This window comes from Pseudomonas sp. GW821-FHT02H09, assembly GCF_059421425.1.
In genome coordinates this window covers 58,615-82,575 of sequence record NZ_JBWKVA010000029.1, presented here as the reverse complement: position 1 = coordinate 82,575, position 23,961 = coordinate 58,615, and the positions used below count along the sequence as shown (strand labels likewise).

The window sequence follows — 23,961 nt, the reverse complement described above, 5'->3', positions numbered from 1 at the left end:
TTGATGCTGTCGGGGATGACGCTGGCGCTCAGGGCTTCCAGGGAGTCGAAGCCCAGGCTGTTGAGCATGGCTTGCTCATCGCCCGAACGCGGGCCGATGTGGCGCGCGATGAATTCGTTGTGGGTGTCGAGGAGGGTAGTCATACATGTTCCTCAAGCGTCGGCGTGGTCTTTGATCAGCAGGTCGTAAGCGTTCTGGTCGAGCAGGTTGTCCATTGCACCGGTGTCGCTGGGGCGCAAGCGGAAGAACCAACCCGTACCCAGTGGGTCTTCGTTGACCCGCTCAGGGGAGTCTTCCAGCGTCGAATTCACGTCGACTACTTCACCGTCCAGCGGCATGCTGATGTTGCTGGCCGCTTTCACCGATTCCAGAACTGCCACTTCATCGCCGGCGCGGTAGGTACGCAACTCGGGCACCTGAACGAAGACCACGTCACCCAGCGCCGCCTGGGCATAAGGGGTGATGCCAACGGTGACCAGGCCATTACTCTCAAGACGTAGCCATTCGTGATCGACGGTAAAACGCAATTCGCTCATATCAACTCCTCAAAGGTCAGGCGTACCCGCTGCTGTGGCGGATGACGATGTTTGCAGGCTCGTGACGGGCAGCGAGCGTTGCCTGAGGGTTGAGAGCAAGTGTGGTGCCAATATTATTTATTCTTTATAAATCAATTGCTTAATGTGTTTTTGGTGTTCTGCGAAGGGCCCTTTCGTATTGAAATCAATACAGGTGGCGGGGGGTGAGTGGACGAAGGGGAGGCCTGGCGGGGGAAACGCGGGAGTTGCGGCGTTATGTCTTGTATTCGATACGCTGTATCGATTTTCAGACAACGGTGGGTTCAGGCCTTGCCCGCAATACCGTATTTGCGCAGACGGATGGCGATGGCGCTGTGCGAAGATTGCAAGCGTGCGGCCAGTAAACGGCTGGAGGGATAACTGCTGTAGAGCTGTTCCAGCAGGTTCTTTTCAAAACCTTCGACGGCATCCTCCAGACTTCCAACCTCGCCATCGTTCTGCCGCGCCACGGCCGTCCTGGCGATATCCAGGTCTTCGATGTCCACCAACGGGCTCTCGCAAATGGCGGCGGCGCGAAAGATCACGTTCTGCAGTTGCCGCACATTGCCCGGCCAGCGATTGCCGAGCAGCGCCGGATAGGTGCCGGGCGCCAGGCGGCAGACCGGGCGCTGAATCTGTGCGCAGGCTTGTTGCATGAAGTGTTTAGCCATCAACAGGATGTCATGGCCGCGTTCACGCAATGGTGGCACTTGCAGATTGAGCACATTCAGGCGGTAGAACAGGTCTTCGCGAAAACTGCCTTCGCTGACCATCTTTTCCAGATCGCGATGGGTCGCGCTGAGGACCCGTACATTGACCTTGACCTCACGATCGCCACCGACCCGGCGGAAGCAGCCATCGCTTAAAAAACGCAGCAGTTTGGCCTGAAGGTAGGGCGACATTTCACCGACTTCGTCGAGGAACACCGTGCCCTGGTCGGCCAGTTCAAGGAGGCCGAGTTTGCCGCCACGCTGGGCACCGGTGAAGGCACCAGAGGCGTAACCGAACAGCTCGCTTTCGGCGAGGCTCTCGGGCAGCGCTGCGCAGTTCAGGGCCAGAAATGGCGAGTTATGTCTTGCGCTGATCGCGTGGCAGGCGCGGGCCACCAGTTCTTTACCAGTCCCGGTTTCACCCTGAATCAGCAGCGGTGCGTCGAGCGCCGCCACCCGTTGTGCACGGGCCTTGAGGGTGCGAATCGCCGGGGACTCACCGAGCAGTGCATCGAAACCTTCGGCGTGGTCGTGGTGCAAGGCCGACAGTCGTTCGCCGATACGGTTCGGTTGATACAGGGTCAGCAGGGCGCCAGCGTCGGTGATCGGCAGGGCATCGAGCAGCAGGGTATGGCCGCCGAGCGTGACCTCACGCATGGACAGGCGGTAACCGTGCTCGATCAATGTGAGTTGCAAACTAGGGTCATCGAATAGCGCGGTCAGCGGCTCACCCGCCGGTTCACGGCCACACAGTGCGATCAGCGCCGGGTTGGCCAGCAGCACATGGCCGCGACCATCCACCGCCAGGACCGGGTCGGTGCTGGCCGCCAGCAAGGCATCCAGTTGCAGGCGTCGGCGTTGTCCCGGGAGGATGTCGACCATCGTCACCGATTGCACGCCTTGCACACCGAGAAAGGCTTCGCGCAGCTCCTCCAGGACATCGGCTTCAAGGGTCGGGGCATCGATGTAGACGTTTGGGGGCGCCATCTCGACGGCATCCAGATTGAAACTGCGTCGACCCAGCAGCGCGAGCACTTCCTGGGTGATGCCGACGCGGTCGATGAATGTGACGTGGATACGCATAGGTGGCCTGCAAGGGTTGCGAACGGGATCGCTGTGTCAATGAGTATGCCGGGCTCCGTTCGTTTGTGGCGAGCGTGACGCTCGTATCAGGTGCTGCGTGCCTTGCTCGAACAGGCTGCCAGATCCTCGAGGAAGGCCTGAAGTATCGGCGGCGGGGCAATGCCACGCCGGGTGATCACATCGAAGGGTGACATCAGCTGCAGGCTGGTGGGTGCCAGTTGGTGCATTTCGCCGGTCTTGATCCACTGGGCGGCAAAGTGCATGGGCAGAAAGCCCAGGTAGGCTCCGGAGATCAGCAAAATGGCCAGGGCTTCGATGTTATCCACGGTAGCCGCAGCCTTGTTGACGCCCAGATGCTCCAGGTCGTATTGCTGCATGTAGCCCCTGGCGACAATTCGGCTGGCGCCAATTTCTTCGAGCAGTTCGCTACCCTCGGCCTTGCTGCCATAGAGCGGGTGACGCCGCCCGCAATACAGCCCCAATGCTTCCTGATACAGCGGTGAGTGCAGCAGGCCTGGAACGTGGATCGGGAAGTGCCCGATGGCCAGGTGCAGTCGGCCGTCCAGTACGCGTTCCTCCAGTTCTGCGGGGGTGCCCACATACACGTTCAGATGCACATCATGCCCCCTGGACACGAAGCGCTGGGTGGTTCGCGGTATCGGTGAACCGGGGTCGGTAATGGTCGTGTCGATGATCCCCAGGTTGAGCTTGCCACTGATGTGCTGCTTGAGCACGTCGGCGTCCATGCAGAAATTTTCCACCGCCGAGAGCAGGCGCTGAGTGGCCTCATGGATTGCCACGCCTTGTTCGGTCAGGCGAAAGCCGCTGCGACCGCGTTGGCAGAGTTTGACCCCAAGTCGGGTTTCCAGATGGGTCATCTGTTCGCTGATGGTCGACTGGCCGGCGTTCAACGCCGCCTGCGCGGCAGAAAAACCCCCGCACCTGACAATCGCGGCAAACACCCTGAGCAGCTTCAGATCGACATCGTGCAGCTGAATCACCTTGGACCTCCCATCTGTGGATGCATCGGAAATACCGATATGAGTATCTGATGTTTAGCATTTTTACTACGAAAACCTGCGCTCATAGTCATTCCAACGGCGGTCGCCCAGCAAGCCCGCTTAGCCAATAACAAGAATTGGAGATGCCTGAAATGTCGAAGAATGGTTATGAATCCGGTCGCCTGAACTTACCGTTCGTGGGGCACTGCACCTTTGCAAAATCCGCGGTGTGCACCGATTGGGATGCGCTCGATGCCGACGTGGCGGTCCTTGGCGTCCCTAACGATATGGGGACTCAGTGGCGTTCCGGCGCACGCTTCGGACCACGCGGGATTCGCGAGGCATCGACGCTGTTCTCCTTCGGCCACGCCGGTGCCTATGACCACGAAGATGACGTCATGTACCTGACCGCATCGGACGTGCGCATGGTGGATGTGGGGGATGCCGATATCGTGCATACCGACATGGTTACGAGCAACGAGAACACCGAGTATGCCGTCCGCAAAATTCTTGATGCCGGTGTCATGCCCGTTGTGCTCGGTGGCGATCATTCAGTTCACGCTCCGGTGATCAAGGCGTTCGAGGGCCGCGGTCCGATCCACATCATCCATTTCGATGCGCACCTGGACTTCGTCGACGAGCGCCATGGCGTGCGCTATGGACATGGCAACCCGCTGCGTCGTGCTTCGGAAATGAACCACATCGTCGGCATGACCCAGATGGGCATCCGTAACGTGTCTTCTTCCAATCGCGATGACTACGAAGCGGCTCATAGCGCCGGCTCGAAGATCCTTTCGGTCCGCGATGTGCGCCGCCTCGGCACTGAAGGCGTGCTGGAGTTGATCCCGCAAAACATCAACTACTACATCACCATCGACATCGACGGTTTCGACCCGTCCATCGCCCCCGGTACAGGCACGCCCAGCCATGGCGGCTTCCTGTATTACGAAGTGCTGGAAATCATCCAGGCCTTGGCCAAGCGCAGTAAAGGCAACATCGTTGGTATGGATCTGGTCGAGGTGGCGCCCGTCTATGACCCTTCCGGCATTACCTCGATTCTGGCTGCGCAACTGTTGCTCAACAGCATCGGCTTCATCTTCCACGAGCGGGCTCAAGCGCGGCACTTAATGAGCGAAACCACCCCGGCCTGATTGTCCGGATCGATCATCGAACCACAGTGACCCGGCGTGACCTGGCCGCCGGGCAGAGAGAATAAAAATGGACACGATCGTCAAGCATTACCTGCAAAAATTCGGAGTATCCGAAGCCACCCAAACCTTCCTCGGCAAGGTTCAGAAGATGTTCATCGGTGGCGCCTGGGTCGAGGCCAGCGACGGGCAGACTTCCGATGTCATCGAGCCGTCGACCGAGGGGCTGATCACCCGTATTCCGATGGGTACCACGCAGGATCTGGATCGCGCCGTGCAAGCCGCCCGTGCACAGTTTGATGGTGGCGCCTGGCGTCAGGCCAAGCCGGCGGAACGCGAGCGGATGATGCACCGCTTGGCTGACCTGATTGAAAACAACGCCGCTGAACTGGCCGAAATCGAATCGATCGACATGGGTAAGTCCGCTGCACAGGCACGGGATGTCGATATCCAGGGTACGGTCGATACCCTGCGTTATTTTGCCGGCTGGGCGACGAAACTCCACGGGCGTACCGTCGAGCCGTCGTTACCCGGCAACTATCTGGCTTATACGCGTAAGGAACCAGTGGGTGTCGTCGGTGCCATCGTGCCCTGGAACTTCCCGTTGCAGACCATGGCCTGGAAGCTCGGTGCTGCCTTGGCAACCGGTTGCACCCTGGTGGTCAAACCCGCCGAGCTGACCTCTCTGTCGGCCTTGCGCTTCGCCGAACTGGTTCAGGAAGCCGGCATCCCGGACGGGGTAATCAACATCGTGACCGGACGCGGTAGTGTGGTCGGTGCGGCCATGGCCACGCACCCGGGCATCGACAAGCTCACCTTTACCGGCTCGACACCGGTAGGCCGCACCGTCGGACGTGCTGCGCTGGACGAAATGAAGCGACTCACCCTCGAACTCGGAGGAAAATCACCGGTAATCGTGCTGGCCGATGCGGACCTGAAGGCCGCCGCCCAAGCCATCGCCAACGGGGTGTTCTTCAACTCGGGGCAGGTGTGCGATGCCGGCACACGCGCTTATATTCATCGCAGCATCTACGACGAATTCCTGCGCGAGCTGATCGCCTACACACGGACGTTGAAGATTGCACCGGGTCTGGATCCAGACTGCTTCATCAGCCCGTTGGTATCAGCGTTGCAGAAGGAGCGAGTGACCGATTACATCGAAACCGGCAAGCGCGAGGGCGCCGAACTGGTCTACGGCGGTCAGCCTGTCGACGGCCCGGGGTTTTTCGTCGAGCCGACGATTTTTGCCCATTGCCGCAATGATATGCGCATCGTCCAGGAGGAGATTTTTGGTCCGGTTCTGGTGACCGCGCCTTTCGACGATGAAGAGGAGGCGTTGGCGCTGGCCAATGACTCACCTTACGGGTTGGCGGCCGCACTCTATTCCAATGACCTTGGACGTGTGCACAGTCTGATTCCACGGTTGCGGGCGGGTTCGGTCTACGTCAATGCCCACAGCACCATCGACCCGTCTATGCCGTTCGGTGGTTACAAGCAATCTGGATTCGGCAAGGATCTGGGGCCGGAACAGCTCGATTACTTGCTGGAGACCAAGGCGGTCTGGATCACGCTGCCCTGAGTCTCGGCTGACGCTCATCTTTACCCGGCGCCAGTGGCGCCTTCAGAAATCGGGAACGGCAAGGACGCGCCCGGGCTTCGTTCACCCGAAAGAATGCGGTTATCTCGTCATGATCTTCCAACAATAAGAGTACGTCATGAACACTAACGCCAAGTCCGCCCCGAGCGTGTCCAGCCTTGACGACAAGTCCGTCGTCGAGGGGCATTCGATTGACTTCATCCCCGAGAACGAGCGCACCGACAAACTGTCGAGTCAGGGTCCGTTCTGGTTCCTCGGCAACTTCACGTTCTTTACCATGACCATCGGCTTCGTCGGTCCCAGTGTCGGACTGACCGCCTTATGGACCACGCTGGCCGGTACGCTGGGCATCATGTTCGGCACGCTGTTCATGGCCTTTCATGGCTCGCAGGGGCCGCACCTGGGGCTGCCACAGATGATCCAGTCGCGTGCGCAGTTCGGCTATCGTGGCGTCATTCTGGTGCTGCTGGCGACGCTGTTTGTGTTTGCCGGTTTCAATATCGTCAATCTCGTGTTGATGATGCAGGGCCTGCACACGCTATTCGGCTTCAACCCCGCGGTGGTGGCGGTGGCCGTGACGGTGCCGGCCGCCATATTGGCCATCCTCGGCCATGACTGGATGCACCGCAGTTTCAAATGGGCATTGTATCTGTCGATTCCACTTTACGGTCTGGTGACGCTGGCAGTGCTGATGGGCTGGGTTCCCGATGCGCCGATACCGGTGCTTGCAGCCGGTGAAATTGCTCCGCCACCGTTGGGCTTCAACTGGACCGGTTTCATCGCCCAGTTCGCGGCGGCGGCGAGTTACAACATCGCTTACGCGCCTTATGTTTCCGACTATTCGCGCTACCTGCCAAAGAACACCTCGAGCGGGAAACTGATCGCGGTGGTGTTTCTCGGGGCCTCGTTGTCCGGCGCGTGGATGATATCCGTGGGTGGGTGGCTGGCCGATCACCTGCATTCCACTGACGTACTGGTAGCCCTCGGACAAGTGGGCAACACGGTGTCGCCGCTCATCGGTACCGCAGTGGTGGTCGTCACGATCCTGGCCTTCCTGCCGGTCATCGCGATGAACATTTACAGCGCGAAGCTGACCACTCTGACCTGTGTCGATTCGATCAAGCACATCGAGCCGACACGCAAGGCGCGTGTTCTGGCCATCGGTTTCGTGATCCTGCTGCAACTGGGCGTCGCCCTGAGCATCCAGAGTTCGGGTAAAGGACTGTCGGTGCTGGGTATCTACCTGGTGGTGATGCTGTACTTCCTGGTGCCGTGGACCTCGGTCAACCTCACCGACTATTTCTTCGTCCGCAAGGGCCGCTACGCCATTCCGCACTTCTTCATGCCGCACGGCAACATCTACGGCAGTTGGGGCCTGCGCGGCATCGCCGCGTACGCGATCGGCTTCATATCCATGATCCCGTTCTTTTACATCTTCGACGGCGTTGAACAGCGTGAGGTCTATGTCGGCCCACTCGCAAAAGCACTCGGCAGCATCGATATCGCCTGGCTCGTCGGGTTGATCGTGTCGGGGTTGGCGTACTACTGGCTCAGCCGCTCGATTGACCTTGCGCGTGAAGAAGCCGTCATCCAGCACATCGAAAAAACATCTCCGCAATACACCACTGGCGACAAGCTGACCAAGCAGGCATTGCCGGTTTTCAACGGATCGACAGTCGGGAGATAACCATGACTATCCAAAAATACGATTACATCATCATCGGTGCAGGCTCGGCAGGTTGTGTACTGGCGAACCGTCTGAGCGAAGACCCCGACACCTCAGTGCTGGTGCTGGAGTTCGGCGGCAGTGACCGCAGTGTGGTGATCCAGATGCCAAGCGCGTTTTCGATCCCGATGAACACCAAGAAGTACAATTGGCGCTACGAGACCGAGCCGGAGCCTTACCTCAATGGACGTCGCATCCACTGTCCGAGAGGCAAGGTTCTGGGCGGTTCATCGTCGATCAATGGCCTGGTCTACATCCGTGGCCACGCTTATGACTTTGACGAATGGGCATCGCTTGGAGCTCAGGGCTGGGGTTACCGCAATTGCCTGCCTTACTTCAAGCGGGCAGAAAGCTACGAGGCAGGTGGCGACAGCTACCGTGGGCAAACCGGGCCGTTGCACACCACCAACGGCAATAACATGAAAAACCCGCTGTACGGCGCCTGGGTTGAAGCCGGTGCCGAAGCGGGCTACATCAAGACCGACGACTGCAACGGCTTCATGCAGGAAGGTTTCGGTGCCATGCACATGACAGTGAAAAATGGTGTGCGCTGTTCCACGGCCAACGCTTATCTGCGGCCGGCCATGGGGCGCCCGAACCTGACCGTGGTCACTCACGCGATGACGCGGCAGATCATCCTTGAAGGCAAAAAAGCCGTCGGGATCAGCTATGACCACCAAGGCCAGACCCACCAGGTCTATTGCAATCGGGAAATCCTCGTGTCGGCAGGTCCCATCGGTTCGCCGCACCTGCTGCAACGTTCCGGTATCGGTCCGGCTGAAGTTCTGCGCAAAGCCGGGGTCGAGGTCCGGCATGACCTGCCGGGGGTAGGGGAGAATCTGCAGGATCACGCAGAGGTCTACATCCAGTTCGGGTGCAAGGAACCGGTGACGCTCAATAGCAAAATGGATCCCCTGAGCAAGCTGTTGATCGGCCTGCGCTGGCTGTTGTTCAAGGACGGGCTTGGCGCCACCAATCATTTCGAGGCCGGTGGTTTCATCCGCTCCGAGAAGGGCCTGCGCTGGCCGGACATCCAGTTTCACTTTCTGCCCGCGGCAATGCGTTACGACGGCAATAAACCGATCAAGGGCCATGGCTTCATGGTGCTCACCGGGCCGAACAAACCCAAAAGCCGCGGCTATGTGCGAGTCCGTTCCGCTGACCCTTACGAGCATCCGCAGATTCAATTCAACTACCTGCAAAGCGAGCAGGACCGGGAAGGTTTCCGCCGCTGCATACGCCTGACTCGGGAGATCATCGGTCAGCCTGCGATGGACCGTTTCCGCGATGTTGAGATCGCGCCTGGGCCGCAGGTGAACAGTGATGAAGAGATCGACGCCTTCGTGCGCGAGAATCTGGAGAGCACCTACCACCCTTGCGGTTCGTGTCGCATGGGCGAGGACGACATGGCGGTGGTCGATTCCGAACTCCGTGTGCGGGGTATCGCGGGATTGCGTGTGATCGACTCATCGGTGTTTCCAACGGAGCCCAATGGCAACCTCAATGCGCCGACCATTATGCTTGCCGAGCGGGCATCTGATCTGGTTCGCGGGCGCAAGATGCTGCCTGCGTCCGATGCAGCCGTCGGTCTCGCCAAAGATTGGGAAACCAGCCAACGAACATCGCTGCCGGGACGCAACGTCAGGGTTTGATCCAACCGAGCGTATCGCCTGCGCCAGGTTAACGGGAAGTTGGCCTGGCTCAGCCACGAAGGCGTCTTGTGTGGGGTTTCATAAGGCACTGAGTCTGAAGACGCGCTGGAGGTGGTGCGCTGACGACGGCGGGGAAGTGCCGAGCCTGTCGTGCTCGGCTTGATAAGCCTGTAAGGCGAGTTCCACTTTTCCGCCGCGGATAGCGGTCCGGACATCGCACCCGGTCATCTCCAGAATGGCTCCCGCCGCATCGAGTCGCCCCAGGTTCTTGGATGTTCCGGAATCGACCCAACAGTTCTCCGCTTCTTTGACGGAGTTCTGGTTTCATCACGCCATCAGCAATCGCTCGTTCCCGAGCGTTTTGAAGCATCAGGTAGCCTTGTTTCAGGGCTCTCTCATGACGCTGTTCGTCCAGCGTCATAGCCTCTAACACGTGCGCCAGGCTACCGGGTCGAGTCTCCACGCAAGGGGGGACGATCTACAACATTCAGGAGGGTCAACGGAAGGACGAAGTTGAGGCTGGCCCACGCGGTGTAGTCGCAGACGGCCGGAGAAGTATTTGAGCTATCGATACAGGCCAATATGTGAGTCATCTATATCCTCTTCTCGGCGGCCTTGAAGAGCCAATCAAGAGGTCGCTGCCCACCCGACTCGTTACGTAGCGTCAATACCATCCTGGCGGCACGTGCCGAAGCCGCGGGACTGTTGTATGTTTCAGAGATGAGTAACCACAGCCTGCGCCGAGGCGTGGCCACCAGCGCTTACCGTACCGGAGCGGATTTCTCGAGATTTCGCGGGAAGACATGTGGCGCTTCGATTCTTTCTTTGAGTGTGGCCGCATAATCCCTGGCCCCCCGCTCATTGCAAAACTCAACACTCCGGTCACCGAAGCAAACAGACCAAAGCTCTTCGCTTTGGTTAGACAGACGCTCAACCTTTACTGACATGATCAAACTCCAGGAGAGGAACAATCAGAAGTGAACTTCGGCGGACTTGATGCCAATGTCCCGAAGCTCATGGATCAGGTCATCCAGGTGCCCGAATGACTCGATTTCTTCGTTGTCATTGACCAGAAAGTAACTTCTTCCCGCCTCTTTCTTGAAAAGGATGATCCACTCGTTCGTGTTGGCCGGGTTGGCTATCACATGCGTGTCGAAGTGCATGCCTTCCCCGTGTTTGGTTTTGACGTCTTCGCGTTTCATGCGGATCTCCGAGTGTGGACTCATTGTGTCCACGAGCATGATTTTGGACCTTTCAGCACTGGATTTTCAGTGCGCTCGGGTGCTGTGCCAAGGGTAGCTCAACGGCTTTACTATTATCACTGCATGTGAATATTATGCACATGCCAACAGAGAGAGGCTAGTCATGATTGCGATACGAGAAGCTTGGAAGGCAGGCCTGTTAAGGCCTGAGCACTGGCTTCGAAATATCGTCTCTGGGGTCATCGTCGGCGTCGTGGCGCTGCCCTTGGCCATGGCGTTTGCCATCGCCTCAGGCGTCAAGCCTGAGCAAGGGATTTACACGGCCATTATCGGTGGCATCCTGGTTTCTCTCTTCGGAGGGAGCCGTCTTCAGATCGCTGGCCCGACAGGGGCATTTATCGTCATTCTGGCTGGCGTGACCGCTAAGTACGGCGTTGACGGCCTGCAGGTAGCGTCGATGATGGCCGGGGTGATTTTGTTATTGCTTGGTATCACCAAGCTTGGGGTCATCATCAAGTTCATCCCCGACCCTGTGATTGTTGGATTCACTGCCGGTATTGGTGTGATCATTTGGGTGGGGCAATGGAAAGACTTTTTCGGCTTGCCGAAAATCGGCGGTGAGCATTTCCATGATCGGTTCTGGCATCTGCTCCAGGTACTGCCCAACCTTCATGTGGCCACGACACTGTTAGCGCTTTTGAGTCTGGTGCTGGTGATTGCAGCTCCCAAAATACCTGGCATAAGACGTGTACCGGGTCCCTTGGTCGCCATGGTTGTTGTGACAGTAATACAGTCTTATTTTCAGTTTGCCGGCGTTGCAACGGTTGGCAGTGCTTTTGGGGGAATTCCCCAAGGACTGCCTGCGATTGGCCTGCCTGATATAACCATAACGCAGGTGATTGAGTTGATCGGACCGGCGTTCGCGATCGCGATGCTGGGGGCCATCGAGTCATTACTGTCCGCTGTTGTCGCCGACGGTATGGCGGGTACCAAGCATGACTCCAATCAGGAGTTAATCGGCCAAGGCATCGCTAACCTGGTCACTCCCTTGTTTGGTGGCTTTGCTGCGACAGGCGCGATCGCTCGAACAGCTACCAACATCCGCAATGGCGGGACCAGTCCAATTGCGGGTTTTACCCACGCTCTCACATTGGTTTTATTGATCTCTTTCCTGGCGCCTCTGGCCTCGGATATTCCGCTGTGTACCTTGGCTGCGATCTTATTTGTCGTTGCTTACAACATGAGTGAGTTGAAGCACTTCAAACGTATGGTCGAGCGTGCCCCAAAAGCCGACGTCGCTATACTTCTCATAACCTTCAGTCTGACCGTCTTCAGTGACTTGACAATCGCCGTGAACATCGGTGTCATTCTCGCCATGCTGCAATTCATGCGTCGGATGGCGTCTTCAGTCAAGGTGCAGCAAATGGTCGAAAAAGAGCTTGAGGTTGAGTTACGGATCAATGGCCATGTTCATCTTCCGCCTGGCGTTTTGGTTTATACCATTGAGGGACCGCTTTTCTTTGGCGCAGCAGAAACCTTTGAGCGCGTTCTGGCTCAAACGCACACGGATCCAGGGACATTGATTATTCGTCTAAAGCGAGTGCCATTCATGGATATAACGGGCTTACAAACGCTGCTCGAAGTCATTGAGCACTTACGTAAGCGCAGCATTGTCGTAAAACTGTGCGAAGCCAACGAGAAAGTCCTTGGCAAGCTGGACAGGGCAGGGATACTCCAAGCGCTTGGCTCAGAGCATTATCATGCTGACTTCAATGGTGCATTGGGCCGTTTCGAGATTGACAAGTTGCCAGGTTACAGCTGAGTGGGCGTTACGGGCAGAGCGATGATCTGGCTCCCATCGTGCCAGCCCATTGGCGAGTGAATCACTTACCATTAGCCACAATTTTGCTTTTGGTCGAGTAGGACACGCCATGTGTCTCCAGGTAGTCTCGAATAAGCTGACGGACGACCTGTGAAGGGGTCAGATCCTGAGATGCACAGAGCTCCTCAAGGGCTTTTTTCTTGACGGGATCAATTAGCACAGTCAGTCGTGCGGTCTTGTTTTCCATGGAGTTGCCAGTACCCTAAAACGGTCGATGATAATCAAATTGTAATGGTCGAGGCATTATTTGTCACCGTTTAGGTGCGGATTCCACGCCATCCGGACACTCAGCCCACCAACATCCGGACACCCGTTCCACGCTCATCTTCACGTTCGGTCAGCTCGCGGTCGACCACGTCTTTCCATGAAAGCCATCTGCAGTTTGAGATCTCATTTCGCGGGGAAGGTTTTTCCGATGCGGTCATGCGCATGGGCCTTTCTTCCCGACGTCGTTCAGTAGCGACGCAGAATGCCTGGGCAGGCCTATGGAAATTAAGGCTGCGAGCAGCACGAATGCGCTCGATATCCATAAGCACGCACCCAGTCCATGCACCTGATAAACCCAGCCGGAGAGTACAGTGCCTATCAGCCGTCCCATGGCGTTCGACATGTAATAAAAACCCACATCCAGCGACACGCCGTCTTCCTTGGCATAGGACACGATCAGGTAGCTGTGAAGTGAGGAGTTCACCGCGAACAGCGCACCAAAGACCATCAATCCCCCTAACAGCACCACCTGTTGCGACAGCCCGGTGTTCAACCCGAGGGCGATTGCCACAGGAAGCCCCGCCAGAGCCAGCGCCCAAAGGAATGCGGCGCGGCCATCAGGGACATGTCCACGTTTCTTGCCAGTGATGCGCGGGGCGAACGATTGCACGATGCCGTAGCCAATCACCCAGGCCGCGAGGAATCCGCCGACTTTCCAGAAATCCCAACCAAAGACGCTGCTCAGGTAAACCGGCAAGGCCACCACGAACCAGACATCACGAGCACCGAATAGAAACATCCGCGCTGCTGAAAGAATGTTGATCGCCCGGCTCTTGGAAAGGATTTCACGAAACCTGGGCTTGGCCTTGGCTTTGCCCAGGTCCTTCTTCAGCAGAATCAGGCTGCTGATCCAGATCAGCGCCAGGACGCTCGCCATGGCCAACAACGCACCCTTGAAACCCATCAGGGCGAGCAATGCTCCACCGAGAAAGAAACCGACACCCTTGAGTGCATTCTTCGAGCCGGTGAGGATGGCTATCCATTGGTAAAGCTTGCCCTGTTGCCCATCGGGCACCAGAAGTTTGATGGAGCTTTTGGCACTCATCTTGTTCAGGTCTTTGGCGATCCCGGACAACGCCTGAGCGCCCATCACCCAGGGGATGGTCAACAAGGCTAAGGGCACCGTCAGCATCAACAGCGCCGCGACCTGGATGCCCAGCCCGATGTTCATGGTCCGGTTCAGACCCAGCCGGGCGCCGAGATAGCCGCCCACAAGGTTGGTGATCACACCAAAGAATTCGTAGAAAAGAAACAACGCCGCGATTTGCAGCGGGCTGTAGCCCAACGCGTGAAAGTGCAGCACCACCAACATGCGCAAGGCACCGTCGGTGAGGGTGAAGGCCCAGTAATTACCGGTGACGAGCAGGTACTGCCGCACTTCTGGAGCGAGGGCTGACAACGCTTTCATGACCGCTCCTTAGACTGCCAGCCCGACCATTCTGGCCAGTTCGACGGTGCGGTTGGCATAGCCCCATTCATTGTCGTACCAAGCGTAGAGTTTGACCTGGGTGCCATTGATGACCATGGTCGACAGTGCATCAATGATCGACGAACGAGGGTCGGTGCGGTAGTCGATGGACACCAGCGGGCGTTCCTCGAAACCGAGGATGTCCTTCAGCTCGTTTTCCGAAGCATCCTTGAGGAACTGGTTCACTTCCTCGATGGTCGTGGCGCGCTCGACTTCGAAGACACAGTCGGTCAGCGAAGCGTTGGCCAGCGGCACACGTACCGCGTGACCATTCAGACGTCCGCGCAGCTCCGGGAATATCTCGGCGATGGCGGTTGCCGAGCCGGTGCTGGTCGGGATCAGGCTCATGCCCGAAGCACGTGCCCGACGCAGATCCTTGTGGGGTTGGTCGAGGATGCTTTGGGTGTTGGTCAGGTCGTGGATGGTGGTGATCGAACCGTGGCGAATGCCCAGTTTCTCGTGGATCACTTTGACCATTGGAGCCAGGCAGTTGGTGGTGCATGAGGCCGCCGTGACGATGCGATGTTCTGCGGCATTGAACAGCTGATGATTGACGCCCATGACGATGTTCAACGCACCTTTTTCCTTCACTGGGGCGCTGACCACCACGCGCTTCACACCTTGCTCGAGGTAAGCCTGAAGCACAGCGACGGTCTTCATCTTGCCGCTGGCTTCAATCACCAGATCGCAGCCAGACCAATCGGTGTCGGCAATCGCCTTGTTGGCAGTTACCTTGATTCGTTTGCCATCGATGACAATGCTGTCGCCCTCGGAGTCAGCCTGGTAATTCCAGCGGCCATGCACCGAGTCGAAGTTCAGCAGGTGCGCGTGAGTCGCCGCGTCACCTGCTGGATCGTTGATCTGCACGAACTCAAACTCTGGCCAGCTCCAGGCTGCTCGCAGAGCGAGGCGACCGATCCGGCCAAAACCATTGATGCCAACTTTGATAGTCATGTTGTTGTGCTCTGTATCTGTTGTCAGTGGGAGTTCGACTGGGCGTCGAACTGGCCGATGTGTTCGATATGGGCTGGATGCTGAATGGCGTGGCAGCTATTAGCAGTGCAGAGAAACAGGATTTTCATCGAGCGATCTCGTAGTCGAGGGCGCAATCAGGCGATTTTGCTTTCGCAGCAAGCGGCTGCCCGTTCAGGACGGTCACCCATTTGATGCGCTCATGAATTTCGTGAAGGGTGTGACGGAACGCGTCGGGTTTGGTGTTGGTGGCCGGATTCTCAAAGCTCCGGGCCAATGCCTCGCCGGCACCAGGTAGAGACAGGCATTGCGCTGCGGGTTATCGAATATATGATTTCCCGTATGAGAGGTAAAGCGTCAGCAGCAGATGAACTCGATAAGACCGTTGAACTCTGCTGAGCATCATTATTGCCCCCTGAATCCAGAGAGAGCGGGAGATCCAACCGGGGACGGCCAGAGGTGACCTGTGGGCGGAGGAGTGCTGGATGACTGGCTACGCTCACTCTGCTACTGGACATCTATACGCTTGGCTACTCCTGCGTGTAGCCAGCAGTATTGGATCTTGAATTCCAATCGAACAGGGGCGGATAAATCGCCCCTGGTTTTGCTGACGGATGAGACCGACCGCATCGAACCGGTTGCAGCCCCCCAGTACCTGAATCCAGATCAGGTTCCAGGGTATTGCGCGATGATCTGATCGGTGCCTGCTTTAGTCAGGCCGACAATCTGATAAGCGTCGTGCTTTCCATCGACTTCCATCCCTGGCGAGCCTGCCGGCATACCGGGCGCAGCGATCCCGACCAGGTCATCGCGTTCGCTCATCGCAATTATTTGCTCAGCGGGTACGTGGCCCTCAACGAACTTCCCGTTGATCACCGCGGTGTGGCACGACGAGAGTCGTGGAACGACACCGAGGTCCTGTTTAACCGCACTCATGTTGGTTTCTACATGGTCAATGACGGTGAAGCCGTTGGCCTCAAGGTGCTGAATCCACTTCTTGCAGCACCCGCAGTTTGCATCTCGATGAACATCGATTGTCAGGGCCTGTGCCGCGTGAGCAGTTGAACCAATGAACAGTGCCGCGAATGTCGCGATGCGTAATGCTCGCAGACGAAAGTTATTGTGCATGGGTAATATCCTTGCCTTGGCAGCGGTGTGAACCTTTGAAGTTTCGACACCCGCTGCATGGGTGTGCTTGATGTTTCTACCTTGAGCGGGGGAGAAGTCTCCCCGATCACTCAAAGTGCTTGATGGTGTTGCTCAGGCAAATGACTCAGAACCACATCCGAATACCAGCCACAAATCGAGCCTCGTTGGTCTTTTGTCCTTCGTCTTCGGCCAGGTCGGCGGTTTTGCCGTAGGAGCGATTCCAGGTCACCCCGATATAGGGCGCAAATTCGCGGACAATTTCATAGCGCAAACGCAAGCCCACTTCGGTATTTGCCAAGCCCGAGCCAATGCCGCGCTGAGGATCGTTTTTCCCGTAAAGGTTCATCTCGGCGGTGGGCTGCAAGATCAGGCGATTGGTGAGCAGAATGTCGTAGTCACCCTCGAACCGAGCGGCGCTCTGGCCGTTCTCGCCGATGTAAGCAGTCGCTTCGGTTTCGAAGTTGTAGAGGGCCATCCCCTGAATACCAAGAGCCCCCCAAGTCTGTGGTGAGCCGGGTTTGAAGTCTTGGCGTACACCGGTGACGACATCCCACCACGGACCGATCGAATGCCCCCAAAGCGCCTGGAGTTCGGCGCTCTCGGTTACGCCGTTGGTACGTTCACCTTCCGAGCGCAACCACAGGCGATCAATGTCTCCACCAATCCATCCCTTTGCATCCCAGCTCAGTGCGCTGCCGTTGTCAGCATCCTGGTACTCGAACTTATCAAGCAGGATGAAGGCGTTGAGCTTTTTGTCGTGCACGCCATGACCAGCCACGGATGGAAAGGCGGCGGCACGATCAGCGTCGGTCAGTACCGGAATGGGGGTACGACTGGTGGTGGTCGCTCCTGAATCCATACTCATATTGCTGTGGTCCATGCTCTCCATGCCGTCCATTTGGCCTTGGTCCATGTTCATCTTGCCGTGATCCATAGCCCCCATCTTGCTATGGTCCATGGTTCCCATCGAACCGTGGTCCATCTCTTCAGCGGCGTTGGCCAAGGCAGAGAAAGCAGGACTGACGGAGACTGCCAGTGCAATCAAGGCTGGGCGTAAAAGCATACTGGTCATGATCTCAATCTGCCTTTTTGGTTTTTGGGTCATGATCCATCGACTCATGGCTCATCGTGTTGTGGTCCACTGCCCCGTGTTCAGGTTTGGACTCGCCCATCAGCGATTTGTGATTTAGGTAAGTGCTCATAACCCGTCTCATTTACTCATCAACCCGTACTTCACGGAACATGCCCATTTCCATATGGAACAGCAGGTGACAGTGATAGGCCCAGCGACCCAGAGCATCGGCGGTGACTCTATAGCTGCGTTTGGTTCCGGGCGGCATGTCAATCGTGTGTTTGCGCACCATGAATTTGCCGTTCTCATCTTCAAGGTCGCTCCACATGCCGTGGAGGTGGATGGGGTGGGTCATCATGGTGTCGTTCACCAGCGTGATGCGCAGGCGCTCGCCATATTTGAGGCGCAACGGTTCGGCGTCAGAGAACTTGATGCCGTTGAACGACCACGAGAACTTCTCCATGTGACCGGTCAGGTGCAGCTCGATGGTGCGATTGGGTTCGCGGCCATCAGGATCCTGGAAAGTACTTTTCAGGTCAGAGTAGGTGAGCACGCGACGACCATTGTTTCGTAAGCCAATGCCGGGATCGTTTAGCTTTGGCGTTGGGCTCATGGCCTGCATGTCAACCAAGGGGTTGTTGGTTTCGGAAGCGGGGTGAGTCTGCATTTCTCCCCCCATACCACTCATGCCAGCCATTCCCGACATATCGCCATGGTCCATCCCAGCCATCTTGCTGTGATCCATGCCAGCCATGTTGGACATGTCGCCTTGGTCCATGCCGGTCATATCGCCTTGATCCATGCCAGTCATCTTGCTGTGATCCATCCCGGCCATCCCGGACATGTCACCTTGCTTCATATCGCCGCCGCCCATGCTTGCCATGCTGCCATGGTCCATCCCGGCCATACCGCCCATCCCCATGTCATCCATGGTCAAAAGAGGGCGGGGATCAATCGCCGGTACCGGCGCCTTCAACCCTTCGCGTACCGCCAGGGTTCCGCGTGCATAACCGGTGCGATCCATGGATTGGGCGAAGATGGTGTAAGCCTCTTCGCTGGCAGGTTCCACGATCACGTCATAGGTTTCTGCTACGGCGATGCGGAATTCGTCGACGCTGACCGGTTTGACGTGTTGGCCGTCGGCGGCCACAACGGTCATTTTCAAACCAGGAATACGAACGTCGAAGTAGCTCATGGCTGAGCCGTTGATAAAGCGCAGGCGCAGCTTCTCACCCGGTTTGAAAATGCCGGTCCAGTTGCCATTGGGGGCCTGGCCATTCATGAGGTAGGTGTAGGTATCGCCACTGACGTCTGCGAGATCGGTGGGGTTCATTTTCATTTCGGCCCACATCTTCCGATCGGCCACGGCTGCGGACCAGCCTTGCTTGCTGACATCGTCGATGAAGTCGCCAACAGTACGTTTGTGGTGGTTGTAGTAGTCCGATTGTTTCTTCAGCTTGGCCATGACGCGACCAGGATCTTCATCGGTCCAGTCGGTCAGCATCACCACGTAATCGCGGTTGTATTGAAAAGGTTCAGGCTCTTTTGAGTCGATCACGATTGGACCGTAGACGCCTACCTGTTCCTGTAAACCAGAGTGGCTGTGGTACCAGTACGTACCGTTCTGGTGAACTTTGAACTTGTACTCGTACATGCCATCGGGTGCGATGCCATGGAAACTCAAACCAGGTACACCGTCCATATTGGCCGGCAGGATGATCCCGTGCCAATGGATCGAGGTGTCCTGGTCCAGACGGTTTTTCACACGCAGTGTGACCGTTTCTCCTTCGCGCCAGCGCAGCAGAGGCCCCGGCAGAGTGCCATTGATGGTCATGGCTGTGCGCGGCGAACCGGTGATGTTTACCGGGGTTTCACCAATAAACAGATCAAACTCGTTGCCAGTCAGTACGCTCGGCAGACCAGCACTGGTCACTGCCCATACAGGGGTGCGCCACAGACCAAGGCCGCCAAGAATGCCACCCGCTGCCAGGCCTTTGACGAAGGTCCGCCTAGAGGTTTTGGAATGCATGCCGTATATGTCCAATCAATCAAAAGGGGAGCTGTGCGAAACAACCAGTGAGTTGCCCATACAGGTTGAAGGCACTCTCTCGGGAGTTCGTATTGGTCCCGGATGAGCTTCGCCCGCCGTCACTAAAGACGAATTGATACGGCAAGCGAGCTCAGAAATTGCCACATTTGAACCACCACAGTGATTACATTTCTGTCAGCTTGAGAGTGCGCTCAGCTATTCAGCAATCAGTGTGCTCGAGTGCTTTGGTTTTACTTTCTGCGACGGGAGGTTGAGTGCCTTGGGTTTGGGCTACTCGGTACGATTCCATTGAATCCTTCCTGGCCGCGTCCATCCGTGCGAATGTCCGGTCACCACCACCTTCGGCCATAGCGAGAGAAGAGACGGTCAAGGCAGCGATGACAAGCAGGGTTTTGACGGATTTCATTTGGGTATCCTCGGATGAGTTTTGTTTTCCCCTTTGAATCCACATCAGGATGATGATTCTTGGGGCTGAGCTTCAGGCTCGATACAACTTTAAAACCCGTTCCCTGTCAGAAGCCTTAAGTGAGCATTACCGTTGTGTCAGGTTGCGACTTCCTTCTTGAACAGATGCGTAAGCGCAGCGCAGGTTCAAGACATGATGCCCATACCCATAATGAGTGCGCACATGGCCATATTTGAGTAGCGCTTGCTGACATCTATCTGAGGCCAGGATTACTTTTCTGTCAGTTTCTGCTTGGCTGGACCTATTCATTGCAAACTCAGTCCGTCATCACTTTGAGATCCACCCTCATGAGACTTCTGGTTGCTGAAGACGAACCAAAAACAGGTATCTATTTGCAGCAGGGCCTCACAGAGTCGGGGTTCAATGTCGATCGCTTTACCGATGGTACGCAGGCGCTTCAGCACGCCTTGAGCGAGGCGTATGACCTGCTGATTCTCGATGTCATGATGCCCGGCCTGGATGGCTGGGAAGTACTTCAGAAGGTGCGTGCATCCGGGAACGATGTTCCCGTCCTCTTCCTGACTGCGCGAGACCGCGTTGAAGATCGAGTAAAGGGGCTTGAGCTTGGAGCCGATGATTACCTGATCAAACCCTTCGCGTTTTCTGAATTGTTGGCCCGCGTTCGAACGCTACTGCGTCGGGGTAACAGTGCGCCTTCGCAAACCCATATGAAACTGGCCGATCTGGAGGTGGACCTGCTCAAGCGCAGGGCCATTCGTGGAGGCAAACGCATAGACCTCACGGCGAAGGAATTTGCGTTGCTCGAGCTGTTGCTGCGCCGCCGGGGCGAGGTGCTGCCAAAGTCACTTATCGCCTCCCAGGTCTGGGACATGAACTTCGACAGCGATACCAATGTTATCGAGGTCGCGGTGAGGAGGCTGAGAGCGAAGATCGACGACGACTTTGAGGTCAAGCTGATCCATACCTCGCGGGGCATGGGGTACATGCTCGACGCACCAGACTCGGAGTCGCAATTCGCTCCTCATGAGTGATCAAGCACCGAATTGATAACCATGGTTTGCGACCTTGCTCTCAGATGGACTGAGCGCTTTGAAGTGTCCAGAAAGTCTTGAAGTCGGGGCGGATGGGACAGCGCGTTATGCCCCGTGAGGCCCCTTATTCTGGGCATAGAGCCAGTCCCAAGCTGACTGAAATGTAATCGAACGGTCCGAGTTCATGTGGCATCGTGTATCTGCACTGTGACGCTGGAGTCTTGGCCAACGCCCCCATGTTCAGTATGTACCAGGACGCGGAATACGCCGGGTATTCGTCTGTGGTTATAACAAGAATCGGAAAGTAAAAACCAGATCTCCCCCCAACCAAACCTCGAATCAACAGCTCATGCTGTGAGGAGTCTTGCATGTCATTCTTTAAAACTACCACCGTAGCCGTTGCGCTTACCGCTGGTTTGCTGATTAGTGCAGTCGCTCAAGCACATCCCAAACTCCTTTCTTCCACGCCTGCTGAAGGTTCGGACTCTGCGGCACCTTCAAAAATTGAACTGCACTTTTCTGAGAGTCTCACGACTCAGTTCTCTGGTGCAAAACTGATCATGACCGATATGCCAGGCATGCCGAACTCTCCAATGGGTGTTAAAGCCGGTGTTTCCGGCGGCGCCGATCCAAAAATGATGGTTATCACGCCTGCTTCTCCGCTGACCACTGGTACCTACAAGGTTGAATGGCGTGCTGTCTCTTCGGACACTCATCCCATCACCGGCAACTTCTCTTTCAAAGTGAAATGATTCATGAGCGACTCAATTAATATCGTGATTCGCTTTGCTCTTTATTTGGACCTGATGCTGCTGTTCGGATTGGCAATTTTTGGTGTGTACGGCCTCAGGGGAAAAGAGCGAATATCTGGCACGGTCTTGAACTTTGAGTCGCTCCTTTTCGGTACATCCACTATCGGCGTACTTCTATCCCTTGCTGCTATGTTGCTGCTGGCAAAAGCAATGAGCGGCGTTTCAGGGTTTATGGAGCTTCATCACCATATCTTTCAAATGGTCCTTATGGGGACTGATGTCGGTTTGACCTGGATGGTCCGAATAGCTGCTCTGCTATGGGCAATTATCGCCGTCACATTGAATAAGCGCTTTCCGACACTCAGTCTCTGGATGGTCACCGCATGTGGAGCCATTGCACTGGCCACCCTGGCATGGACAGGACACGGTGCCATGGATGAAGGTAGCCGTCGCTATTGGCATTTCATTAGCGATATCTTCCATCTTTTAGCCGCAGGTGGCTGGTTGGGGGCTCTCGCGGCGTTCGCTCTGCTGCTGCGTTTGAAATCACTGAAGGGCGAGCAAGAGGCACGAATTCTTGCTCGGGTACTGACAGGATTTGAATCGGCTGGCGTGGTGATCGTAGTGATCCTAAGCATCACCGGTGTAGTGAATTACCTTTTTATCGTAGGTCCAGCCCTCGATGAGGTGATGCTGACCACTTATGGCATATTGCTGTTTTTGAAAATTCTACTATTTTCCGGAATGATCGTACTGGCCATTCTCAACCGTTTTCATCTAAGTCCGCTATTAGAACGATCAGTTCGAAATGGAGAGTATTCAGTCGCGGTCAACGCTTTGCGGCGTAGCATGACCTTTGAATTTTCAATGGCTGTGGTCATAGTGTGCCTTGTTGCATGGCTGGGGACTTTGAGCCCGGAGATGGAAATGAGCTCTGCATAGACGTTTGAATCGCCCCTGGTTTTGTAGGCACCTCCAAGCCTTGAAGTGAGGCCCGCCAGGAGATGCCATGAGCACCAGCGTTACGATTCAGTGGGCGCATACTGGTAATCGATGGTTCTTGATCGATATCAACTTCATTGGCGTGCTGGCTCTGTAGATAGAGGAACACCCATACGTTGCAAGGGGATCGGGCAGGCCAAAACTTTTCCTTACATCCGAAGCACTCCTGGCGTGTCTGTTGGGGGGCGACAGGTACTGTTCGGCAAACTCCTTCGGTATGCGTCCGGCCAACACACCTTCTTGACACCGCGGCTTAAGGTAAGTGTCTGCCAAACACATCGGCCTCTCGAGCTTTCACACGGCTTGCAAATGTTATGCGAATGGGGCTAGATCGCCTTTAAACGTCAATTCACCACATGCCTCGTCGCCAGGATCTATTTATGTCGCTGAGTTTTCATAAAATGCACGCAAATGGCGATGACTTCGTTATTGTAGACTCGCGAAACTCGGCCAATCTGATGACAAGTACCATGGCTCGGCGAATGGGTGATCGGAACCGAGGAGTCGGATTCAATCAACTCGCGGTGGTGCTCGATTGCGATGATGCAGTTGCGCGCTTGATGTTTTGGAATGCCGATGGCTCCACGCTGGATGCTTGTGGCAGCGCAACGCGGGGTGCCGCGGATATGCTGATGCGCGAATCAAATATTACTTCGGTAGCGCTCCGAACCAACCGTGGTCTACTAACTTGCGAACGAACCTCAACCGGCGCAATTTCTGTCAACATGGGGGAGCCGCTTTTCGGCTGGTCGGATATTCCCCTGGCTCTGGAACTGGATACTGCTGTTTTGCCACTTGCTGGTGGCCCAACAGCGTGCAGCATGGGAAATCCGCACTGCACCTATTTTGTGGATGATCTAACAGCCGTTGATATAGCGACAATCGGACCGACAATTGAAACCAACCCACTATTTCCCCTCAGGACGAACGTGCATTTCGTCCAGATCATTAACCGAAAGCACATTCGGTTGCGCATTTGGGAGCGCTGGGGTGGTATTCCGCTCGGTTCAGGTTCCTGCTCTTGTGGCGTCGCTGTTAGCGGAATTCGTCGTGGCTTGTTAGACAATTCCGTTGAGGTTGAATGTGATGGCGGAACCGTAACGGTTCAATGGGATGGCGTAGGACCTGTCTTTCTCATCGGACCGGTAGAGACAATTTTTTCGGGAACAATCACGGATAGCTTATTACAGGTTTTATAGCTGCTATATCGTGATAA

At 56.3% G+C, this 23,961-nt stretch carries 21 protein-coding genes; 9 read left to right on the top strand and 12 right to left on the bottom strand.

Annotated features, from left to right (window positions below; genetic code table 11):
• From AC07VR_RS28895 to AC07VR_RS28880, 4 genes are all read right to left on the bottom strand, one after another.
• A partial coding sequence (locus tag AC07VR_RS28895; protein WP_495013299.1) for a hypothetical protein occupies positions 1-143 on the bottom strand: 143 nt, incomplete at its 3' end.
• A gap of 9 nt (positions 144-152) precedes the next feature.
• Positions 153-536: a glycine cleavage system protein GcvH gene (gene gcvH / locus AC07VR_RS28890; protein ID WP_495013296.1), complete on the bottom strand. Its 384-nt coding sequence runs from the start codon at positions 534-536 to the stop codon at positions 153-155.
• Between the two features lie 302 nt (positions 537-838).
• Positions 839-2,347: a transcriptional regulator GcsR gene (gene gcsR / locus AC07VR_RS28885; protein WP_495013295.1), complete on the bottom strand. Its 1,509-nt coding sequence runs from the start codon at positions 2,345-2,347 to the stop codon at positions 839-841.
• Between the two features lie 86 nt (positions 2,348-2,433).
• Positions 2,434-3,348: a LysR family transcriptional regulator gene (locus tag AC07VR_RS28880; RefSeq protein ID WP_495013294.1), complete on the bottom strand. Its 915-nt coding sequence runs from the start codon at positions 3,346-3,348 to the stop codon at positions 2,434-2,436.
• A gap of 152 nt (positions 3,349-3,500) precedes the next feature.
• On the opposite strand from AC07VR_RS28880, the gene speB reads away from it, so the two are divergent.
• The 4 genes from speB (at position 3,501) to betA (ending at position 9,471) form a co-directional block, all read left to right on the top strand.
• Positions 3,501-4,499, top strand: coding sequence for an agmatinase (gene speB / locus AC07VR_RS28875; protein WP_494993167.1), 999 nt, complete (start codon positions 3,501-3,503; stop codon positions 4,497-4,499).
• A 67-nt stretch (positions 4,500-4,566) separates the two neighbouring features.
• Positions 4,567-6,075 carry an aldehyde dehydrogenase family protein gene (locus AC07VR_RS28870; RefSeq protein ID WP_495013293.1) on the top strand — a complete coding sequence of 503 codons (1,509 nt, stop codon included), beginning with the start codon at positions 4,567-4,569 and terminating at the stop codon, positions 6,073-6,075.
• Positions 6,076-6,211: 136 nt separating this feature from the next.
• Positions 6,212-7,780, top strand: a complete 1,569-nt coding sequence (locus AC07VR_RS28865; RefSeq protein ID WP_495013292.1) for a purine-cytosine permease family protein — start codon at positions 6,212-6,214, stop codon at positions 7,778-7,780.
• Positions 7,781-7,782: 2 nt separating this feature from the next.
• On the top strand, positions 7,783-9,471 hold the full coding sequence (gene betA, locus AC07VR_RS28860) for a choline dehydrogenase (protein WP_494993164.1): 1,689 nt from the start codon (positions 7,783-7,785) through the stop codon (positions 9,469-9,471).
• A gap of 971 nt (positions 9,472-10,442) precedes the next feature.
• Here the strand turns inward: betA and AC07VR_RS28855 are convergent.
• A complete protein-coding gene (locus AC07VR_RS28855; protein ID WP_494993162.1) occupies positions 10,443-10,673 on the bottom strand; it encodes a hypothetical protein in 231 nt (76 codons plus the stop codon).
• 163 nt (positions 10,674-10,836) lie between these two features.
• Between AC07VR_RS28855 and AC07VR_RS28850 the strand changes: the two genes are divergently transcribed.
• Positions 10,837-12,495 carry a SulP family inorganic anion transporter gene (locus AC07VR_RS28850; protein ID WP_495013291.1) on the top strand — a complete coding sequence of 553 codons (1,659 nt, stop codon included), beginning with the start codon at positions 10,837-10,839 and terminating at the stop codon, positions 12,493-12,495.
• A gap of 61 nt (positions 12,496-12,556) precedes the next feature.
• Here the strand turns inward: AC07VR_RS28850 and AC07VR_RS28845 are convergent, their stop codons facing one another.
• From AC07VR_RS28845 to AC07VR_RS28815, 7 genes are all read right to left on the bottom strand, one after another.
• The gene (locus AC07VR_RS28845) at positions 12,557-12,742 is read right to left on the bottom strand and encodes a CopG family transcriptional regulator (RefSeq protein ID WP_495013290.1); all 186 of its coding nucleotides are present in this window, start codon (positions 12,740-12,742) and stop codon (positions 12,557-12,559) included.
• 234 nt (positions 12,743-12,976) lie between these two features.
• Positions 12,977-14,230, bottom strand: coding sequence for an organoarsenical effux MFS transporter ArsJ (gene arsJ, locus AC07VR_RS28840; RefSeq protein ID WP_494993160.1), 1,254 nt, complete (start codon positions 14,228-14,230; stop codon positions 12,977-12,979).
• Between the two features lie 9 nt (positions 14,231-14,239).
• On the bottom strand, positions 14,240-15,244 hold the full coding sequence (locus AC07VR_RS28835) for an ArsJ-associated glyceraldehyde-3-phosphate dehydrogenase (RefSeq protein WP_495013289.1): 1,005 nt from the start codon (positions 15,242-15,244) through the stop codon (positions 14,240-14,242).
• Between the two features lie 684 nt (positions 15,245-15,928).
• Positions 15,929-16,390 carry a DUF411 domain-containing protein gene (locus AC07VR_RS28830; RefSeq protein ID WP_494993157.1) on the bottom strand — a complete coding sequence of 154 codons (462 nt, stop codon included), beginning with the start codon at positions 16,388-16,390 and terminating at the stop codon, positions 15,929-15,931.
• Positions 16,391-16,535: 145 nt separating this feature from the next.
• Positions 16,536-17,516, bottom strand: a complete 981-nt coding sequence (locus tag AC07VR_RS28825; RefSeq protein WP_495013288.1) for a copper resistance protein B — start codon at positions 17,514-17,516, stop codon at positions 16,536-16,538.
• A gap of 109 nt (positions 17,517-17,625) precedes the next feature.
• Complete coding sequence (locus AC07VR_RS28820) at positions 17,626-19,512, bottom strand: copper resistance system multicopper oxidase (protein ID WP_495013287.1); 1,887 nt, start codon at positions 19,510-19,512, stop codon at positions 17,626-17,628.
• Between the two features lie 220 nt (positions 19,513-19,732).
• Positions 19,733-19,939 carry a co-regulatory protein PtrA N-terminal domain-containing protein gene (locus tag AC07VR_RS28815; protein ID WP_494993155.1) on the bottom strand — a complete coding sequence of 69 codons (207 nt, stop codon included), beginning with the start codon at positions 19,937-19,939 and terminating at the stop codon, positions 19,733-19,735.
• 347 nt (positions 19,940-20,286) lie between these two features.
• On the opposite strand from AC07VR_RS28815, the gene AC07VR_RS28810 reads away from it, so the two are divergent.
• The 4 genes from AC07VR_RS28810 (at position 20,287) to dapF (ending at position 23,944) form a co-directional block, all read left to right on the top strand.
• Positions 20,287-20,991 carry a heavy metal response regulator transcription factor gene (locus AC07VR_RS28810; RefSeq protein ID WP_495013298.1) on the top strand — a complete coding sequence of 235 codons (705 nt, stop codon included), beginning with the start codon at positions 20,287-20,289 and terminating at the stop codon, positions 20,989-20,991.
• Positions 20,992-21,359: 368 nt separating this feature from the next.
• Complete coding sequence (gene copC, locus AC07VR_RS28805) at positions 21,360-21,743, top strand: copper homeostasis periplasmic binding protein CopC (protein ID WP_495013286.1); 384 nt, start codon at positions 21,360-21,362, stop codon at positions 21,741-21,743.
• Positions 21,744-21,746: 3 nt separating this feature from the next.
• On the top strand, positions 21,747-22,685 hold the full coding sequence (gene copD / locus AC07VR_RS28800; protein ID WP_495013285.1) for a copper homeostasis membrane protein CopD: 939 nt from the start codon (positions 21,747-21,749) through the stop codon (positions 22,683-22,685).
• A gap of 440 nt (positions 22,686-23,125) precedes the next feature.
• A complete protein-coding gene (gene dapF / locus AC07VR_RS28795; RefSeq protein ID WP_495013284.1) occupies positions 23,126-23,944 on the top strand; it encodes a diaminopimelate epimerase in 819 nt (272 codons plus the stop codon).
• The last annotated feature ends 17 nt before the right edge of the window (positions 23,945-23,961 follow it).

Coding starts and splice junctions, on each gene's coding strand:
- gcvH (WP_495013296.1), bottom strand. CDS start 536: ATGAGCGAATTGCGTTTTACCGTCGATCACGAATGGCTACGTCTTGAG.
- gcsR (WP_495013295.1), bottom strand. CDS start 2,347: ATGCGTATCCACGTCACATTCATCGACCGCGTCGGCATCACCCAGGAA.
- AC07VR_RS28830 (WP_494993157.1), bottom strand. CDS start 16,390: ATGCACAATAACTTTCGTCTGCGAGCATTACGCATCGCGACATTCGCG.
- AC07VR_RS28820 (WP_495013287.1), bottom strand. CDS start 19,512: ATGCATTCCAAAACCTCTAGGCGGACCTTCGTCAAAGGCCTGGCAGCG.
- AC07VR_RS28865 (WP_495013292.1), top strand. CDS start 6,212: ATGAACACTAACGCCAAGTCCGCCCCGAGCGTGTCCAGCCTTGACGAC.
- AC07VR_RS28825 (WP_495013288.1), bottom strand. CDS start 17,516: ATGACCCAAAAACCAAAAAGGCAGATTGAGATCATGACCAGTATGCTT.
- AC07VR_RS28815 (WP_494993155.1), bottom strand. CDS start 19,939: ATGAAATCCGTCAAAACCCTGCTTGTCATCGCTGCCTTGACCGTCTCT.
- copC (WP_495013286.1), top strand. CDS start 21,360: ATGTCATTCTTTAAAACTACCACCGTAGCCGTTGCGCTTACCGCTGGT.
- betA (WP_494993164.1), top strand. CDS start 7,783: ATGACTATCCAAAAATACGATTACATCATCATCGGTGCAGGCTCGGCA.
- AC07VR_RS28855 (WP_494993162.1), bottom strand. CDS start 10,673: ATGAAACGCGAAGACGTCAAAACCAAACACGGGGAAGGCATGCACTTC.
- AC07VR_RS28810 (WP_495013298.1), top strand. CDS start 20,287: ATGAGACTTCTGGTTGCTGAAGACGAACCAAAAACAGGTATCTATTTG.
- copD (WP_495013285.1), top strand. CDS start 21,747: ATGAGCGACTCAATTAATATCGTGATTCGCTTTGCTCTTTATTTGGAC.
- AC07VR_RS28845 (WP_495013290.1), bottom strand. CDS start 12,742: ATGGAAAACAAGACCGCACGACTGACTGTGCTAATTGATCCCGTCAAG.
- AC07VR_RS28835 (WP_495013289.1), bottom strand. CDS start 15,244: ATGACTATCAAAGTTGGCATCAATGGTTTTGGCCGGATCGGTCGCCTC.
- AC07VR_RS28850 (WP_495013291.1), top strand. CDS start 10,837: ATGATTGCGATACGAGAAGCTTGGAAGGCAGGCCTGTTAAGGCCTGAG.
- arsJ (WP_494993160.1), bottom strand. CDS start 14,230: ATGAAAGCGTTGTCAGCCCTCGCTCCAGAAGTGCGGCAGTACCTGCTC.
- speB (WP_494993167.1), top strand. CDS start 3,501: ATGTCGAAGAATGGTTATGAATCCGGTCGCCTGAACTTACCGTTCGTG.
- AC07VR_RS28870 (WP_495013293.1), top strand. CDS start 4,567: ATGGACACGATCGTCAAGCATTACCTGCAAAAATTCGGAGTATCCGAA.
- dapF (WP_495013284.1), top strand. CDS start 23,126: ATGTCGCTGAGTTTTCATAAAATGCACGCAAATGGCGATGACTTCGTT.